The sequence below is a fragment of the Faecalibacterium sp. OF04-11AC genome (genome assembly GCF_003460645.1).
GTDB classification, from domain to species: Bacteria; Bacillota; Clostridia; order Oscillospirales; family Ruminococcaceae; genus Faecalibacterium; species Faecalibacterium prausnitzii_I.
Window position 1 is genome coordinate 1 of sequence record NZ_QTVP01000026.1, and the last position, 14,822, is coordinate 14,822.

Sequence of the window (14,822 nt, forward strand, 5' to 3'; positions counted from 1 at the left end):
ACAAAGCCGTTCATTCGTCTGCTTCATGGGCGTTTTCCTGCTCTGCGGCAGACTGCAAGATTCCCAGCAGACCGTTCCGCAGCTGTTCCAGTGCTTCCGGCGTAGCTCCTTTCATGCCCGAAACGCTGTCCAACATTGCATCCGTCAACTGCTCTGCCGTGATCGTTGGGTGCTGCACATCCTGCCCTTTGGTCAATTCGGTGAACATCTTCTCGGCCGCTTTCTTGCTCATGGCTTCCTGTTCGGCGTAATGGCTCCCGATGCCTTTTTTGATTTCCTTGACCGCCGCCATGAAGTACATCTCGATATCATCAAGATCACCTTGGTATACTGGCTTTCTCCGAAGGCTGATGTCCTTTGCGGCTTTGGCTGCTTCCGGGGTCTTGACCTTTGTGCGCAGCAGGGTGCTCAATGTCGTGAGCATGGCATTCTGTGCCGCAATACCGGACGCAAAGGTATCATCAAAATACTGCGCTATGCGGTAAGTAAGCTCTGCGAAGCGGGCATTTTCCAGCAGCAGATTGACCACCTCTGTATTGACACGCCCTGTGTAGAGGTTCTTTGCAGCTTCTACGGACAAGCCCAGTTCGGCAATGTCGTAATTTTTGCGGTCGGGGATGTTGGTTTCTCCCAGCAGAAAATCCGTAGACACGTTGAACAGCCTTGCAATCTTCAGCACCTGCTCATGGGTCAGGGTTCCTTTTGCGCCACTGATAAAACGGTTGATGGTGCTCTTGGAGCAGCCGAGTTCCTTAGCAAGTTCTGGTTGGCTGATGTTGTGCTCTTTCATCAAGTCCGCAAGACGGATGTTGGATGGTGCGGGCAGATATTCCTGTGCCATGTGGTCGGCCCTCCTTTTTGAGCTTTTTCCTCATTATAATACGCTCTGCCGTTTTGTTCAATATACGGTTTTCTCTCTGCCCTTGCTGTTGCAGTCCTGCAACCAGTGAGGGCATTTTTCTTTTTCCGTTGCAGTTCTGCCGCTTTTTCGCCTTTCCTGCAAAATTTTCCGTATATTCAGGCAGGAAGCAAAAAAACACCAGAGTTCCCACGCTAGGGACTCTGGTGCAACGCATAACACCGCCCTGCCCGGTGGCCGCAGGGTGCGGGGATTCGTGGGCATCGAGCCGCTTGTCCACCCCTGTCCGTAAAAAGTGCATTTTTTTACGGAAGAAGTTCGTACAACCTGTACGGTCTGTACTTGTACGCACCTGTACGGCAAATTGAAGCAGATTAAAACGTGCTATCGTTTATATTTTGGATTTCCGTACGTCGTACGAACCGTACAGGTTATTTGAAGTCCGTACGCAATTTTTTCAGATGCGTACGGAGCAATCAAGTTCGCATTGTGCGAACTTGATTGTAGCTCTCCCGCAGGAGACGTTCCCCCTCGGAGAGTCCTCGAAGAGCCCACTACACTTTGCAGCCCATAGGGATGAAAGTGTTATAGTGGGTTATTACACTTCCGAAGAAGTGCATCTTCGTTCCCCGTCACCTCTCGATGAACCTTGAAAGGAGGGATGCCCTTTGGCAAGAAACGATGGCGTTGACCGCACCAGTGTCCGAAATCTCGCCGTTTCGGACAAGGCCGTTGGCAACACCCAGCAGCACAATGAGCGTGAAAAGGACAGCTATCGGAACCCCGATATTATCCCCCAGCGCGCTGCATGGAACGTCCACTTCAAAAAGCCAACCGCCAGCTACACTGACCTGTTCGCCCAACTGGAAGCCGCCGGAACCATCTCCACGCGCGGCTTGAAGCCGGATGCCACCCATTATTGCGAGCTTGTCTTTGATGTCAACTCGGCCTATTTTGACAATCACGGTGGCTACGAGTTCGCCAAGCAGTTCTATGAGAATGCCTACAAAGCAGCCGTTCAGATCGTGGGTGGTGAGCAGTATATCCTCTCGGCAGTCATGCACGCCGACGAGATCAACCGCGCCATGACCGAAGCATTAGGCCGGGAGGTCTACCACTACCATCTCCATGTGGTCTATGTACCTGTCGTGGAAAAGCAAATCCTGTGGTCGAAACGCTGCAAGGACAAGGCACTGGTCGGCACAGTCAAGGAGACCGTCATGCAGGTCAGCCGGAGCAAGAAGTGGGCATCCAAGCCCCTGCTGGACGATGCTGGAGAGCCCGTCCTGCAAAAGAACGGCAAACCAGTCCTGAAGAAGTCGTACAGCATCCTGCAAGACGATTTCTTCAACTATATGCACAATGCCGGGTACACCGATGTAGAGCGCGGCGAGCGCGGCAGCACCGAAGAACACCTGACCGTCACCCAGTTCAAAGTCCAGCGGGAGCAGGAACGGCTGGACACCCTGACCGCTCAAGCCGACCAAAAGGCGCAGTCGCTTGCCAAAACCAGTCAGACCCTCTCCAAAAAGGAGAAGGAACTTGCCGCTGTGCAGAAAAAGGCCACGCTCACGAAAGAAGCTCTCATTCATGCGCGTGATCTGGATTATATCGGCAAGCGCACCTTTCTCGGTAACTACTCGCTGACCGAAGAAGAATTCTCCAAGCTGAAAAAACAGGCCGACCACGGCTATATGATGGATGTGGAGAACCGCCGCTTGAAAGAAGAACTTTCCACCGCCAAGAAGGAAGCCATTCGTTGGAGCAACAAGTACCACGACCTGTGGTACGACGTGAAACCCTATCTGGATGCTCTCCACCGTGCGCCCGAACTGGTGCGAGGCTTTCTGGAAAAGATTCTTGCCCCCAAGCAGGAGCGCACCATAAATGTGCCGCAGCGAAACCGCAAGCGTGGGCAGGATATGGAACTTTGATTTTCGGAGGATACCATTTGAACAAAAAGAAGAAGTCGAACAAATCCGGCTACCCGGATGAAGCAATCAAGACCCTTGCACGTTGCTTTTATCCCTCCATGGTTGAGTTTTTCAACAGCGAGGAAGGCCAGCGTGAATATGAGAAGTGGCTGAAAGAGCAGGAAGCACTACAAGCCTTGCCTGTTGCCGCATAAAAACAGCAGGACGCTCCCAGTAAAGGGAACGCCCTGCCTTATATAGATGTATCTTACCGAGGTGTGTCCAGTTGGGCACACCTCTTATTTTTTGCCCTTAATCTTCTAGCCCGTGGTTCCCAGCCACATTCCGCAGGTATTCTTCTGGCTCACCGTTCAGAATCAGCGCTGCATACGCCAGCGGGTCGTTATAGATTAGGTAGTCCAGTTCCGTCTGCTGCGCCATGGTCACATCCAGTGCATCCTCGACCCCGGTGCAGTCGATAGAGATCTTGCACCCATCCCGGAGCAACAGCTCCACACACCCGGTGTCCATGTTAAACTTACAGGCTCTTGCATCGTACTTCATAATCATACCCTCCAAATCTTGTGATTGTCTTACGGTCTATGACAAGGTATCGGAGTTTTGCACCGTCCACGGGAACCTTCATTGCTGTACCCAAAGAAAACGAAAAATCCGAACCCTTCTCCAATCGGAAACAGGTTCGGATTTTTCTTGTTTGGTGGGCGCGGGTGGATTCGAACCACCGAAGCTGAAAAGCAGCAGATTTACAGTCTGTCCCCATTGGCCACTCGGGAACACGCCCATATTCTTTTGAGTGCCCGGCCAAGCCGGATGACTCAATTATTTTAGCATGGGCGGCTGGTTTTGTCAACTGCTTTTTGCAAATTTCGCGGTACTTTTTTGCAGAGAAAATAAAAACCGCCCGGCAGAGCAAAAGCCGGGCGGGGAAAAGGAAGAAAAACGCGCGTTGAAATGGCAGGCTTACAGGATGTCGATGTACTCGCCGGCCAGTGCCTTGTTCATGCTGCGGACGGCGCAGAACTTGCCGCACATGGAGCAGGTGTCGCTGTGGTCGTCTTCGGGCAGGCGGGCATCACGGATGGCCTTGGCGGTCTCGGGGTCGATGGCGCAGGCAAACTGTGCGTCCCAGTCCAGCACCCGGCGGGCGTCGCCCATCTTGTCGTCGATGTCGCGGGCATGGGGGATGCCCTTGGCGATGTCGGCGGCGTGGGCGGCAATTTTGGACGCCACGATGCCCTGCTTGACGTCATCCACATTGGGCAGGGCCAGATGCTCTGCAGGAGTGACATAGCACAGGAACGCTGCACCGCTGGCGGCAGCCACGGCACCGCCGATGGCTGCCGTGATGTGGTCGTAGCCGGGGGCAATGTCGGTCACCAACGGCCCAAGAACGTAGAACGGTGCGCCCATGCAGATGCTCTTCTGCACCTCCATATTGGCGGCGACCTGGTTCAGAGGCACATGGCCCGGGCCCTCCACCATGACCTGGACATTGTGGGCCCAGGCGCGTTTGGTCAGCTCGCCCAGACGCACCAGCTCTTCGATCTGGCAGACATCGGTGGCGTCGGCCAGGCAGCCGGGGCGGCAGGCGTCGCCCAGAGAGATGGTCACATCGTGCTCTTCGCAGATGTCAAGGATCTCGTCAAAGTGCTCGTAGAACGGGTTCTCGTTGCCGGTCATGCACATCCAGGCAAACACGAGGGAGCCGCCGCGGCTGACAATGTTCATCTTCCGCTTATGCTTGCGGATCTGGTCAATGGTCTTGCGGGTGATGCCGCAGTGCAGGGTGACAAAGTCCACGCCGTCCTCTGCGTGCAGGCGGACCACATCAATGAAATCCTGTGCCGTCAGGGTGGCCAGGTCGCGCTGGTAGTGGATGACAGAGTCATACACGGGCACCGTGCCGATCATGACAGGGCACTCGTGGGTCAACTTCTGGCGGAACGGCTGGGTGTTGCCATGGCTGGAAAGATCCATGATGGCCTCGGCACCCATGTTGACGGCGCTCATCACTTTCTGCATCTCGATGCTATAATCCTTGCAGTCGCGGGAGACGCCCAGGTTGACGTTGATCTTGGTGCGCAGCATGCTGCCCACGCCCTCGGGGTTGAGGCAGGTGTGGTGCTTGTTGGCGGGGATGGCCACCTTGCCCTCCGAGACCCACTGCCGGATCTCTTCGGGAGTGCGGTACTCTTTCTTGGCCACGACCTCCATTTCGGGGGTCACGATGCCCTTGCGGGCGGCGTCCATCTGTGTGGTGTAAGTCTGCATACGATAAATCCTCCAAGTTGAACTCTCTCGATTTATTCCTGAATGGCGTCCGGTGCGCCGTTCATCCATGTAAAAATGTCCTTGCCGCCCAGCGTGTGATCCAGCGGGCCGGAGCCAGCGCCCAGATCCAGCCCGGCGGAAAGGGCGGCGGTGATGTAGCCTTTGGCCCGCGCGATGGCCTGCGGCAGGGAATACCCCTTGGCCAGGTTCGCCGCAATGGCGCTGGAAAGGGTGCAGCCGGTACCGTGGGTGTTGGGGTTTGCGATCCGCCTCCCCGCGAACCAGGTCTCGGTGCCGTCGGCCTCCACCAGTAGATCATCCGCGTCGGTGTCGCTGTGGCCGCCCTTGAGCAGTACGGAGCAATCGCAGTCAAACGCGATGGCGCGGGCGGCGGCCAGCATCTCTTCCCGGCTGTGGATGGGACGGCCGGAGAGCACTTCGGCCTCCTGCCGGTTGGGGGTGATGACCTCGGCCAGCGGGAACAGCTGCTCCCGCAGGGAGCGGACGGCGTCCGTTTCCATCAGGCGGGAGCCAGAGGTGGCCACCATGACGGGGTCCACCACGATGTGCCGGGCCTGATAGAAACGCAGCCGCTCGGCGATCGTCGCAATGAGCGGGGCGGAAGATACCATCCCGATCTTGACGGCGTCGGGGCGGATGTCGGTAAACACCGCGTCGATCTGCTGTGCGAGGAAAGCAGGGGAAACTTCAAGGATGCCGGAAACGCCGGTGGTGTTCTGGGCCGTCAGCGCGGTGATGACGCTCATGGCAAACACACCGTTCAGGGTCATGGTTTTGAGATCAGCCTGGATTCCGGCGCCTCCGCTGCAATCGCTTCCTGCGATGGATAATGCGGTCTTCATGAAAAATCTCCTTTGCATGAATTTTATAGCGCGGCAAAAGGTGGTGCCCCCAATTTGCCGCGGACTCCTCCAGCCGCCTTTGGCGGCAGCCCCCTCATAGAGGGGGCCTTTCTGCCTCCCTCCCTGAGGGAGGTGTCATCGCGCGGGCGATGACGAAAGGAGTTACAGTTTCCGGACCATCTCGCGCAGCTCTCTGCACGCGGCTTCGATATCCGGCTGTGCAAAGATGGCACTGATGACGGCGATGCCGGCCTCTCCGCAGCCGGCAAGCTGGAGCAGGTTCTCCCTGTGGATGCCGCCGATGGCCACCACCGGGATGGGAACACTGGCGCACACATCCGCCAGCACCTGACGGGAGATCACGTTGGTGTCCGTCTTGGTGTGGGTGGTAAACATGGCCCCGCAGCCAGATAGTCGGCCCCGTCCGCAAAAGCCTTTTTGGCCTCCGCCACATTGTGGGCCGACACGCCGATGATCTTGTCCGGGCCCAGCAGGCGGCGGGCCTCGGCGGCGCTCAGGTCGTCCTGCCCCACATGCACGCCGTCCGCACCGCACAGCTTTGCCAGCGGGACATTGTCATTGAGGATGAACGGGACATGGTACGCTCTGCAGAGGGCGGAAATTGTTTTTGCCTCGGCCAGCATATCGGCGTCGTCCAGGTGCTTTTCCCGCAGCTGAACGCAGGTGGCTCCGCCTTTCAGGGCAGCTTCCACCTGCTGGGGCAGGGTCTGTCTGCCGACCCAGGCGCGGTCTGTCACGGCATAAAGCCGCAGCATCTCAGCGGTACAGTTCATAACACAGCTCCTTTGGCAAAATTCAGGTCAGGCTGGCCTGCATGGAGCGCAGCGCGCCCGAACGCTGCAGGCTGAACAGCAGCACGCCCGCAATGACGGCACCGCCGGCCGTGGAGACCAGGAACGGGATGATGTAGGCGTAGAACGCGATGTCACCGGCGCTCTTGCCCATGAGCAGGATGGCCACCGGGTAGGCGCACAGCCCGCCCAGGATGGAGGTGCCAAACACCTCCGCCACCAGCGTGGGGAGCAGCTGTTTTGCCTTATGGTAGGTCAGCCCGCAGAGCAAAGCCCCAAACATGCTGCCGGGGAATGCCATCAGGCTGCCCAGCCCCAGCAGATTGCGCAGCAGCGAGGCCACAAAGGCCACGCCCACCCCGTAGTAAGGGCCCAGCAGCACGGCGCACAGGATGTTGACCATGTGCTGTACCGGGGCGCACTTGCTGCCAAAGATGGGAAAGCTGAACACGCTGCCCACCACGGCAAGCGCGCAGAACATTCCCGCCAGAGCGAGTTTTTTCACTGAGAGATTTTTCATGAAGATGCCTCCTTTGCAAAATACGGCAAAACAAAAACAGGAGACGCCTGTTACGGTGTCTCCTGTAAAAATCCATATCTTCAAAGTATGCACTTCGACGTTATGACTTCCTACGGCGGCATTATCCGCATCAGGTTAAAGGGTCGAAGTTCAGGTACTTCCTCTCAGCCTGCTTTACAAGCTCCCCTGTATTTGTGTTGACGCCCATATTCTACACCCGTCGGCTCCAAATTGCAAGAGTCGATTTGCTATACAATTTCCGTCCGGTATGCTATACTGAAAAAAACGCCTGCAAAAATCAGAAGCAGGCGCAAAAAGGAGATTTGACTTATGGGTCTTGTCAAAGCAGCATTGGGCGCCGCTTCCAGCGTGATGGGCGACCAGTGGAAAGAATACTTTACCTGCAGTGCTCTCCCGGCGGATGTTCTGGCCGTCAAAGGCGAGAAAAAGCAGAGCGGCCGCTCTGCCAACCGCCATGGCAGTGAGAACATCATCACCGATGGCTCCATCGTGGCCGTGGCTGAGGGCCAGTGCGCCCTCATCGTGGAGCAGGGCAAGGTGGTGGATCTCTGCGCCGAGCCCGGTGAGTACACCTACAATACCGGTACCCAGCCCTCCCTGCTCAGCGGCGGGCTGGCCAAGAATATTGATGACATCTTTGCCGAGATGGGCAAGCGCTTTGCCTTTGGCGGCCAGGAAGCCACCGACCAGCGGATCTACTACATCAACACCAAGGAGCTGCCCGGCAACAAATACGGCACCCCCAGCCCGGTGCCGTTCCGGGTGGTGGACCAGCGGGCCGGCATCGACATGGACATCAGCATCCGGTGCTTTGGCGAGTACAGCTACCGCATCACCAACCCCATCCTGTTTTACACCAATGTCTGCGGCAATGTGGAAAACGCCTATCTCCGTGAGACGCTGGACAGCCAGCTCAAGACCGAGCTGCTGACGGCCCTGCAGCCGGCTTTTGCCAAGATCAGCGAGCAGGGCATCCGCTACTCGGCTCTGCCCGGCCATACCATGGAAATGGCTGACGCCCTCAACGAGGTGCTCTCCGCCAAGTGGAAGAACCTCCGCGGCATTGAGATCGTCTCCCTCGGCGTGTCCGGCGTCAAGGCCAGCGAGGAAGACGAGGCCATGCTCAAGGCCATGCAGCGGGATGCCGCCTACATGGACCCCACCCGGGGCGCTGCCCATCTTGTGGGTGCCCAGGGCGACGCCATGCGGGCCGCTGCCGCCAATACCAGCGCGGGCCCGGCCATGGCCTTTATGGGCGTGAACGCGGCTGCCGCTGCGGGCGGAGCTGACGCTCAGACGCTCTACCAGATGGGGGCCCGGCAGGCGGCGGCACAGCCCGCTCCGGCTCCCGCCGCGGGCTGGAAGTGTGCCTGCGGCCAGAGCGGCAACACGGGCAAATTCTGCACGGCCTGTGGTGCTCCCAAGCCGGAGGCACCCACGGTCTGGGTGTGCAGCTGCGGCACCAAGAACAGCGGCAAGTTCTGCTCCGAGTGCGGCAAACCCCGCCCGGCGGCCCAGTGCGCCAACTGCGGCTGGAAGCCTGCCGACCCCACCCGGCTGCCCAAGTTCTGCCCGGAATGCGGCAAGCCCTTTGGGGCGTAAGGGGGCATGAACCATGCCGAATGAAACCACCAATTACCAGTGCCCGGCCTGTACCGGCCCGCTGCGGTTCGACAGCGCCACGGGCAAACTGGTCTGTGATTACTGCGGCTCCACCTATGAGGTCAAGGAGGTGGAGGCCCTTTATGCAGACAAGCAGAAAGCCTCTGACACCGCCGCCCGGCAGCGGCCCCAGGGCCCCGTCTGGGGCGAGGAGGAAGCCGCCGGCCTCACCAGCCGCACCTGCTCTTCCTGCGGGGCCGAGCTGGTCTGCGACGGTACCACCGCTGCCACCACCTGCCCTTACTGCGGCAACCCCACGGTGCTGGGCGGGCAGCTCTCCGGCAAGCTGAAGCCGGAGTACATCATCCCATTCAAGCTGGATCGCAAGGCAGCCGTGCAGAACCTGAACAAATACTACAAGGGCAAAAAGTTCTTGCCAAAGGCGTTCAAAGAGCAGAACCACGTCGAAGAGATCCAGGGCGTGTATGTGCCGTTCTGGCTCTACGACGCCACTGCCGATGCCCGGGGCGCTTATGAGGGCGAAGTGACCGAGAGCCACCGCGAGGGGGATTACGTCGTCACCAATACCCAGCACTACAATGTGGCCCGCGCGGGCGAGGCAGACTTTATCAAGGTGCCCGTGGATGGCTCCAGCAAGATGCCGGATGCCCACATGGATGCCATTGAGCCCTTTGATTACAGCGCCATTCAGCCGTTCTCCACGGCGTACCTGCCCGGCTTCCTGGCCGACCGTTACGACGAGGACGAGGAAAAGTGTCTGCCCCGGGCCACCCGCCGGATGGAAAACACCACCCGTGCGGCCCTGCGGGAGACCATTGACGGCTACTCTGAGGTACACACCAAGGCGGAAAACATCAACATCGACATCCGCAAGGCGCACTACGCCCTGCTTCCGGTCTGGATGCTCCACACCCGCTGGAACGACAAGGACTTCCTTTTTGCAATGAACGGCCAGACCGGCAAGCTCATTGGCGACCTGCCCGTGGACCCCAAGCGGGTCGCTGCCTGGTTTGCGGGCATCAGCCTGCCGCTCATGGTCATTCTGGCACTGTTTCTGTACGGCTGAGGGGGTGTGAGCGCAAAATGAAAAATCGGATGTGTAAAACAAACTGTTATAAAAAGTGCTGTGCTTTTCTGGCCGCTCTGCTGATGCTTGCGGTGCTGGCTCTGCCCGGTATGGCGGCGGCTCCCCTCGTCCGGGACGAGATGGGCCTGTTTGATGCCGATACCTACAACGAGCTGGAACAGAGCGCGGAAGCGGCTTCCAGCGGCCACGATTGCGACGTCTATTTCCTCGTGGTCAACGACATCGGCGATGCCAACCAGCGGGATTTTGCCAAGAATTATTATGTGAACAACGGTCTTGGCAGCGGTGAGGGCAAAAGCGGCATCCTCTTCCTGCTGGCGGTGGGTTCCCGCAAGTATGTCACCATCACCTATGGCGGCGGTGTCACAGCCTTTACCGATTACCGCATTGAGCAGATGGAGGACGACATCGTCCCCAAGCTCTCGGACGGCGACTGGGCCGGGGCGGCCCGCACCTACATCGAGATGGCAGATTACACGCTGGACTACTATGCCGAGCATGGCGAGCCCATTGATGTGGACAACGACCTGGGCGCCGAGGGCCTCCTCTTTGTCATTGGGATCCCGGCGGCCATTGCGGCAGGTGTCTGCCTGGTGTTCTACCACCAGATGAAGACGGCCAAGGAGAAGACCGAAGCGGACGATTACATGCCAGGCCTCAAGCTCCGGGTCAAGCGGGATGTCTACACCCACACCACGCAGACCCGCGTCTATGACCCGCCCAAGGAAGAAAAATCTTCCGGCGGTGGCTCCTCCACCGACAGCGACGGCTTCGGCGGCTCGTCGGGTGGTTCGTTCTGAGGAAAAAACGAGCAAAAAAATACTCCGTGCATTTGCACGGAGTATTTTTTTAGCTTGTTACAACATCCTGGACAAAAATGCTTTCAGTCTCGGGTGCTTGGGGTTGGAGAACAGCTCCTGCGGGGGTTCATCCTCCTGGATGCGGCCATTATCGATGAAGATGACACGGTTGGAAACTTCGCGCGCAAAACCCATCTCGTGGGTGACCACCAGCATGGTGATGCCGGTGTGGGCCAGCTCTTTCATCAGCTCCAGCACTTCGCCGACCATCTCCGGGTCCAGGGCGGAGGTGGGCTCGTCAAACAGGATGACGTCCGGGTCCATGGCCAGGGCACGAGCAATGGCAATGCGCTGCTGCTGGCCGCCGGAAAGGCTCTTGGGGAAGACATTGGCCTTATCGGACAGGCCCACGCGGGCCAGCAGCTCGTCGGCACGGGCGGAGGCCTCCTGCTTGTTCTTGAGCTTGAGCAATTCCGGGGCCAGGCAGAGGTTCTGCTTGACGGTCAGGTGGGGGAAGAGGTTGAAGTGCTGGAACACCATGCCCATCTTCTGGCGCACGGAGTCAATGTGGGCTTCGTCCACTTCCACGCCCTCAAATTTGATGCTGCCGCCGGTGGGGATCTCCAGCCGGTTCAGGCAGCGCAGGAACGTGGATTTGCCGCAGCCGGAGGGGCCGATCAGGCAGACCACATCGCCGCGGTAAATGTCAATGTCGATGCCCTTGAGGACATCCAGCGTGGGGGTGGCCTTTTTGTCGCCTTTGAGCTTCTCGCCGCCGTAGGTTTTGGTCAGGCCGCGGACTTCCAGAATTTTATCGGTCACTTTGTGCCAGCCTCCTCTCAAACTTTGCCAGCAGCCGGGTGAACAGCATGACCAGGAGCAGATAGATCAATGCAACGCCCAGTAGCGGGTACATGGCTTCGTAGGTACGGTTCATAATGCCCTGCGCGGCATACAGCAGCTCCTTGCCGCCGATGGTCGTGATCAGGGAGGTATCTTTCAGCAGGACGATGAACTCATTGCCCAGGGCCGGCAGCACGGCACGGATGGCCTGCGGGATGATGATGACCACCATGGTGGTTATGTAATTCAGGCCCAGGCTGCGGCCGGCTTCCATCTGGCCGGGATCCACGGCCATCAGGCCGCCGCGGATGATCTCCGAGACATAAGCGCCGGAGTTGATGCCCAGCGTCAGCGCGCCCACCATGGTAAAGTTGCGGCTGTTGGCAAAAATGACCATGCTCATGATGAGCAGCTGCACCATCATGGGCGTGCCGCGGATGATGGTGGTGTACACCTCGCAGATGGCATTGAAGAAGCCCAGCACGGGGTTGCGGTGGTTGGGGCGCTGCTGGTCGTGGGCCACACGCACCAGAGCCACCAGGCTGCCCAGCACGATGCCCAGCGCCAGCGCCATGGCGGTGACCAGCAATGTGGTGCCTACGCCCCGGATGTACTGCATCCAGCGGTCTTTCAGGATAAAGGCTTGATAAAACTTGAAAAAGAACTCCTGCCCGAAGTTGAGCTTGGTACCGCTGTTGAGCAGCTCTTTGAGCAGTTCGTATTGAGCAGCCATTCGCATCCTCACTTTCCGATTTTGTCAGATTTTTGTAACCTTATTTTTCTAAAAAAGGGGAGGAGCCCCAAAAGGGACCGCCTCCCCGTGGTTCTTGTGGTACAGCAGCTGATTATTCAGCGGTGATGTACTTGTCCACGATGGACTGCAGGGTGCCGTCAGCTTTCAGCTCTTCCAGAACAGCGTTGACAGCGTCCTCCAGAGAGGAACCCTTTGCCATGCCGATGGCGTAATCTTCCTCAGCGTAGCTGGTGTCCAGAATGACCAGGCCGGGGTTGGCGGCGACGAACTCCTTGGCGGGAGCGTTGTCGATGACCACAGCGTCCACCTGGCCGTTGTTCAGAGCCTGCACAGCGGTCAGACCGTCATCGTAAGCCACGACGTTCTCGTCGCCGAAGTCATCAGAGCAGTAGATGTAGCCGGTGGTGCCGCGCTGGGTGCCGATCTTCTTGCCAGCCAGATCATCGGGGGAAGCAATGTCAGAGCCCTCGGGCACGATGATGGACTGGATGCCGGTAGCGTAGCGTCGGAGAAGTCCATCACAGCCTTGCGCTCGTCGGTCACGGTGACGCCAGCCATGACGATGTCGGCCTTGCCCTGCTGCACGCTCAGCAGCGCGGCGTCAAAGTCCATGTCATCGATCTGCAGCTCCAGGCCCAGCTTGTCAGCGATGGCCTGAGCGGTCTCGATGTCGATGCCCTCAAACTCACCGGCATCGGTGGTCATCTCGTACGGAGGGAATGCGGCGTTGGTAGCATGGTCAGCTTGCCGGCCTCAACGGTGGTCAGCTCGGTGGCGGCAGCGGAAGCAGCCTCAGAAGAAGCGGCGGCGCTGGAAGCGACGGAAGACGCGGCAGCGGAAGAAGCAGTGCTGGAGGAACCACCGCAGGCAGTCAGAGCCAGAGCGGCAACGGTCAGACCAGCGGCAGCCATAAAGCTGCGGCGAGTAATCTTTTTCATATTCAAACACTCCTCTGTTGATTGTATAATCTTATAGCTCCCAACACGATGCGATTCATCGAAACTTTGGGAAGTGAACTTAGTATAGATTGTACAAAATCAAAAGTCAAGCGTTGTGCAAAAATTCCGTAAAATTGAAACCGATTTGCAAACAATTATGCAGAAAAGGGATGGAAATGAATGTATATATGCGGATGAATGAGAAAACACGCGCTCAACGCCTGCGGTGAGGCAGGGGGATGCCCAGCACCAGCGCGATGCCAGTGGCCAGCGCGACGGCGATTTTAAAAGTGGAAATACCATTGGAAAGGGCCAGCGCGTTGTTGCTCTGGATAAAATAATAGGCCGTGTAGTAGATACCGGCTCCCGGCACCAGCGGGAAGATGCCCGGCAGCAGAAAGACCGTTACCGGGGCTTTGAGCAGGATGGCCAGCACCCGGGTGAGCAGCGTCAGCGGGATGACGGCCAGCAGGGAAGCGGTGGTGCTGTCGGCTCCCAGCAGGACAGCCAGCTCGTACACCAGCCAGCCCGCACCGCCCACCAGCGCGCAGTAAGGCAGCAGCCGCCGGGGGCAGGCAAACAGGATGGCAAAGCTCAACGTGCCCGCCGCTGCGAGGAAAAACTGGGCCACAAGCGTGCCAATGGTCGCATTGGTCAGCAGACTCATGCAATGTTCACCCCCGTCAGCAGAGAATAGCACAACAGCACAAAACCGGTGCCGATGGCGATGCAGGCGGCCACCAGCAGGGCGTCGATCATCCGGATGGTGCCGGAGAGGTAATCGCCCTGCACAAAATCCCGGATGCCCATGGTAAAGGCGATACCGGGCGTCAGGATCATCAAAGTGCCGATGATGGCATGGCTGGCCTCGGTGCCCAGCAGATGACATAGCGGCAGGCAGACCAGCGTGATGAGGGAAGCCGTGGTGATCTTCCGGAAACCGCCCGGCAGGTTGAGCCGCTCACACAGCAGCAGGTAGCTGCTGGCGGCAAGGCCCGCCACGGCTGCCGCCAGCCCGGCCCGGAGGTGCCGCCAAAGATCATGGCAAAACAGAACGCGCCGGAAAGCCCTGCCGCCAGCTGCACCCGGTCGTTCGGGAACGGGATGCGCTGGGCCCTGGCCAGCTGGGCCTCTGCCTCGTCCAGCGTGAGGCCCCCCGCGGCGATCTGGCGGGAAAGCTCGTTCACCGCCGCCACCCGGCCCAGATGGGTGGTGCGGACGGGCACATTGCGCACTTCGCTGATCTCAGCCGTGCCTGCGCTGGCAAAGATACCGTTGGTCAGAATATAAACATGGAACTCCCGCAGGTGGAAGCTCCGGGCCATGATCTCCATGGTCTGCTCCACCCGGAACACCTCGGCGCCGTTTTCCAGCAGCGTCTGGCCTGCCGCCATAATAAAATCCATAATGCGGTGGCGCTGTTCCTCATCGGGATAAAGAACCCTCTCGCTCATCGGGGGCCTCCTTATAGAAAAGTGATAAACGATACCGCCCTAT

General features: G+C 58.6%; 15 protein-coding genes, 1 tRNA gene, 2 pseudogenes and 1 riboswitch. Of the genes and pseudogenes, 5 read left to right on the forward strand and 13 right to left on the reverse strand.

Going from position 1 to position 14,822, the window contains the following annotated elements; all coding sequences use genetic code 11:
* Positions 1–10 precede the first annotated feature (10 nt).
* Entirely contained in the window at positions 11–841 is an 831-nt protein-coding gene (locus DXA70_RS10835; RefSeq protein ID WP_128118476.1) for a helix-turn-helix transcriptional regulator, read from the reverse strand.
* A gap of 686 nt (positions 842–1,527) precedes the next feature.
* Here DXA70_RS10835 and DXA70_RS10845 point away from each other — a divergent pair.
* Both DXA70_RS10845 and DXA70_RS10850 read left to right on the forward strand, forming a co-directional pair.
* Entirely contained in the window at positions 1,528–2,793 is a 1,266-nt protein-coding gene (locus DXA70_RS10845) for a plasmid recombination protein (RefSeq protein WP_128118478.1), read from the forward strand.
* Positions 2,794–2,810: 17 nt separating this feature from the next.
* Complete coding sequence (locus DXA70_RS10850) at positions 2,811–2,987, forward strand: hypothetical protein (RefSeq protein WP_242958659.1); 177 nt, start codon at positions 2,811–2,813, stop codon at positions 2,985–2,987.
* Positions 2,988–3,084: 97 nt separating this feature from the next.
* On the opposite strand, the gene DXA70_RS10855 is transcribed toward DXA70_RS10850, so the two are convergent.
* The 7 genes from DXA70_RS10855 to thiW all read right to left on the reverse strand — a co-directional run bounded on the left by DXA70_RS10855 (position 3,085) and on the right by thiW (position 7,259).
* Positions 3,085–3,336, reverse strand: a complete 252-nt coding sequence (locus tag DXA70_RS10855) for a DUF6061 family protein (protein ID WP_128118479.1) — start codon at positions 3,334–3,336, stop codon at positions 3,085–3,087.
* Between the two features lie 152 nt (positions 3,337–3,488).
* Positions 3,489–3,574, reverse strand: a tRNA-Tyr gene (locus tag DXA70_RS10860).
* A 179-nt stretch (positions 3,575–3,753) separates the two neighbouring features.
* Positions 3,754–5,064, reverse strand: coding sequence for a phosphomethylpyrimidine synthase ThiC (gene thiC, locus DXA70_RS10865; RefSeq protein WP_128118480.1), 1,311 nt, complete (start codon positions 5,062–5,064; stop codon positions 3,754–3,756).
* 32 nt (positions 5,065–5,096) lie between these two features.
* Positions 5,097–5,927 (reverse strand): bifunctional hydroxymethylpyrimidine kinase/phosphomethylpyrimidine kinase, encoded by an 831-nt coding sequence (gene thiD / locus DXA70_RS10870; RefSeq protein ID WP_128118481.1) that lies wholly within the window; start codon positions 5,925–5,927, stop codon positions 5,097–5,099.
* A 162-nt stretch (positions 5,928–6,089) separates the two neighbouring features.
* Positions 6,090–6,323, reverse strand: coding sequence for a thiamine phosphate synthase (locus DXA70_RS15530; RefSeq protein ID WP_347553553.1), 234 nt, complete (start codon positions 6,321–6,323; stop codon positions 6,090–6,092).
* Entirely contained in the window at positions 6,287–6,721 is a 435-nt protein-coding gene (gene thiE, locus DXA70_RS10875) for a thiamine phosphate synthase (RefSeq protein ID WP_347553554.1), read from the reverse strand. Before thiE ends, DXA70_RS15530 begins: the two co-directional genes overlap by 37 nt.
* A 22-nt stretch (positions 6,722–6,743) precedes the next feature.
* Positions 6,744–7,259 carry an energy coupling factor transporter S component ThiW gene (thiW, locus tag DXA70_RS10880; protein ID WP_128118482.1) on the reverse strand — a complete coding sequence of 172 codons (516 nt, stop codon included), beginning with the start codon at positions 7,257–7,259 and terminating at the stop codon, positions 6,744–6,746.
* 90 nt (positions 7,260–7,349) lie between these two features.
* Positions 7,350–7,457: riboswitch (TPP riboswitch) on the reverse strand.
* Positions 7,458–7,589: 132 nt separating this feature from the next.
* Between thiW and DXA70_RS10885 the strand changes: the two genes are divergently transcribed.
* The 3 genes from DXA70_RS10885 to DXA70_RS10895 are packed head-to-tail and all read left to right on the forward strand — an operon-like array spanning position 7,590 to position 10,790.
* Entirely contained in the window at positions 7,590–8,882 is a 1,293-nt protein-coding gene (locus tag DXA70_RS10885) for an SPFH domain-containing protein (protein WP_128118483.1), read from the forward strand.
* Between the two features lie 13 nt (positions 8,883–8,895).
* Positions 8,896–9,969 carry a Trm112 family protein gene (locus tag DXA70_RS10890; RefSeq protein WP_022256435.1) on the forward strand — a complete coding sequence of 358 codons (1,074 nt, stop codon included), beginning with the start codon at positions 8,896–8,898 and terminating at the stop codon, positions 9,967–9,969.
* A gap of 17 nt (positions 9,970–9,986) precedes the next feature.
* Positions 9,987–10,790: a TPM domain-containing protein gene (locus DXA70_RS10895; protein WP_022256434.1), complete on the forward strand. Its 804-nt coding sequence runs from the start codon at positions 9,987–9,989 to the stop codon at positions 10,788–10,790.
* Positions 10,791–10,847: 57 nt separating this feature from the next.
* Here the strand turns inward: DXA70_RS10895 and DXA70_RS10900 are convergent, their stop codons facing one another.
* From DXA70_RS10900 to DXA70_RS10920, 5 genes and pseudogenes are all read right to left on the reverse strand, one after another.
* Positions 10,848–11,612 (reverse strand): amino acid ABC transporter ATP-binding protein, encoded by a 765-nt coding sequence (locus tag DXA70_RS10900; RefSeq protein ID WP_022256433.1) that lies wholly within the window; start codon positions 11,610–11,612, stop codon positions 10,848–10,850.
* Positions 11,602–12,366: an amino acid ABC transporter permease gene (locus DXA70_RS10905; protein WP_128118484.1), complete on the reverse strand. Its 765-nt coding sequence runs from the start codon at positions 12,364–12,366 to the stop codon at positions 11,602–11,604. The genes DXA70_RS10900 and DXA70_RS10905 overlap by 11 nt, the downstream gene beginning before the upstream one ends.
* 112 nt (positions 12,367–12,478) lie before the next feature.
* Positions 12,479–13,325: pseudogene (locus DXA70_RS10910) on the reverse strand (ABC transporter substrate-binding protein).
* A 214-nt stretch (positions 13,326–13,539) separates the two neighbouring features.
* Entirely contained in the window at positions 13,540–13,992 is a 453-nt protein-coding gene (locus tag DXA70_RS10915; protein WP_128118485.1) for a threonine/serine exporter family protein, read from the reverse strand.
* Positions 13,989–14,779, reverse strand: a pseudogene (locus tag DXA70_RS10920) (threonine/serine exporter family protein). The gene DXA70_RS10915 and the pseudogene DXA70_RS10920 overlap by 4 nt, the downstream one beginning before the upstream one ends.
* Positions 14,780–14,822 lie beyond the last annotated feature (43 nt).

Excerpts from the sequence above, each read along its gene's own strand:
- DXA70_RS10885 (WP_128118483.1), top strand. The coding sequence starts at position 7,590 with ATGGGTCTTGTCAAAGCAGCATTGGGCGCCGCTTCCAGCGTGATGGGC.
- DXA70_RS10905 (WP_128118484.1), bottom strand. The coding sequence starts at position 12,366 with ATGGCTGCTCAATACGAACTGCTCAAAGAGCTGCTCAACAGCGGTACC.
- DXA70_RS10835 (WP_128118476.1), bottom strand. The coding sequence starts at position 841 with ATGGCACAGGAATATCTGCCCGCACCATCCAACATCCGTCTTGCGGAC.
- thiD (WP_128118481.1), bottom strand. The coding sequence starts at position 5,927 with ATGAAGACCGCATTATCCATCGCAGGAAGCGATTGCAGCGGAGGCGCC.
- DXA70_RS15530 (WP_347553553.1), bottom strand. The coding sequence starts at position 6,323 with ATGTTTACCACCCACACCAAGACGGACACCAACGTGATCTCCCGTCAG.
- DXA70_RS10895 (WP_022256434.1), top strand. The coding sequence starts at position 9,987 with ATGAAAAATCGGATGTGTAAAACAAACTGTTATAAAAAGTGCTGTGCT.
- DXA70_RS10855 (WP_128118479.1), bottom strand. The coding sequence starts at position 3,336 with ATGAAGTACGATGCAAGAGCCTGTAAGTTTAACATGGACACCGGGTGT.
- DXA70_RS10890 (WP_022256435.1), top strand. The coding sequence starts at position 8,896 with ATGCCGAATGAAACCACCAATTACCAGTGCCCGGCCTGTACCGGCCCG.
- DXA70_RS10915 (WP_128118485.1), bottom strand. The coding sequence starts at position 13,992 with ATGAGTCTGCTGACCAATGCGACCATTGGCACGCTTGTGGCCCAGTTT.
- thiE (WP_347553554.1), bottom strand. The coding sequence starts at position 6,721 with ATGAACTGTACCGCTGAGATGCTGCGGCTTTATGCCGTGACAGACCGC.
- thiW (WP_128118482.1), bottom strand. The coding sequence starts at position 7,259 with ATGAAAAATCTCTCAGTGAAAAAACTCGCTCTGGCGGGAATGTTCTGC.
- thiC (WP_128118480.1), bottom strand. The coding sequence starts at position 5,064 with ATGCAGACTTACACCACACAGATGGACGCCGCCCGCAAGGGCATCGTG.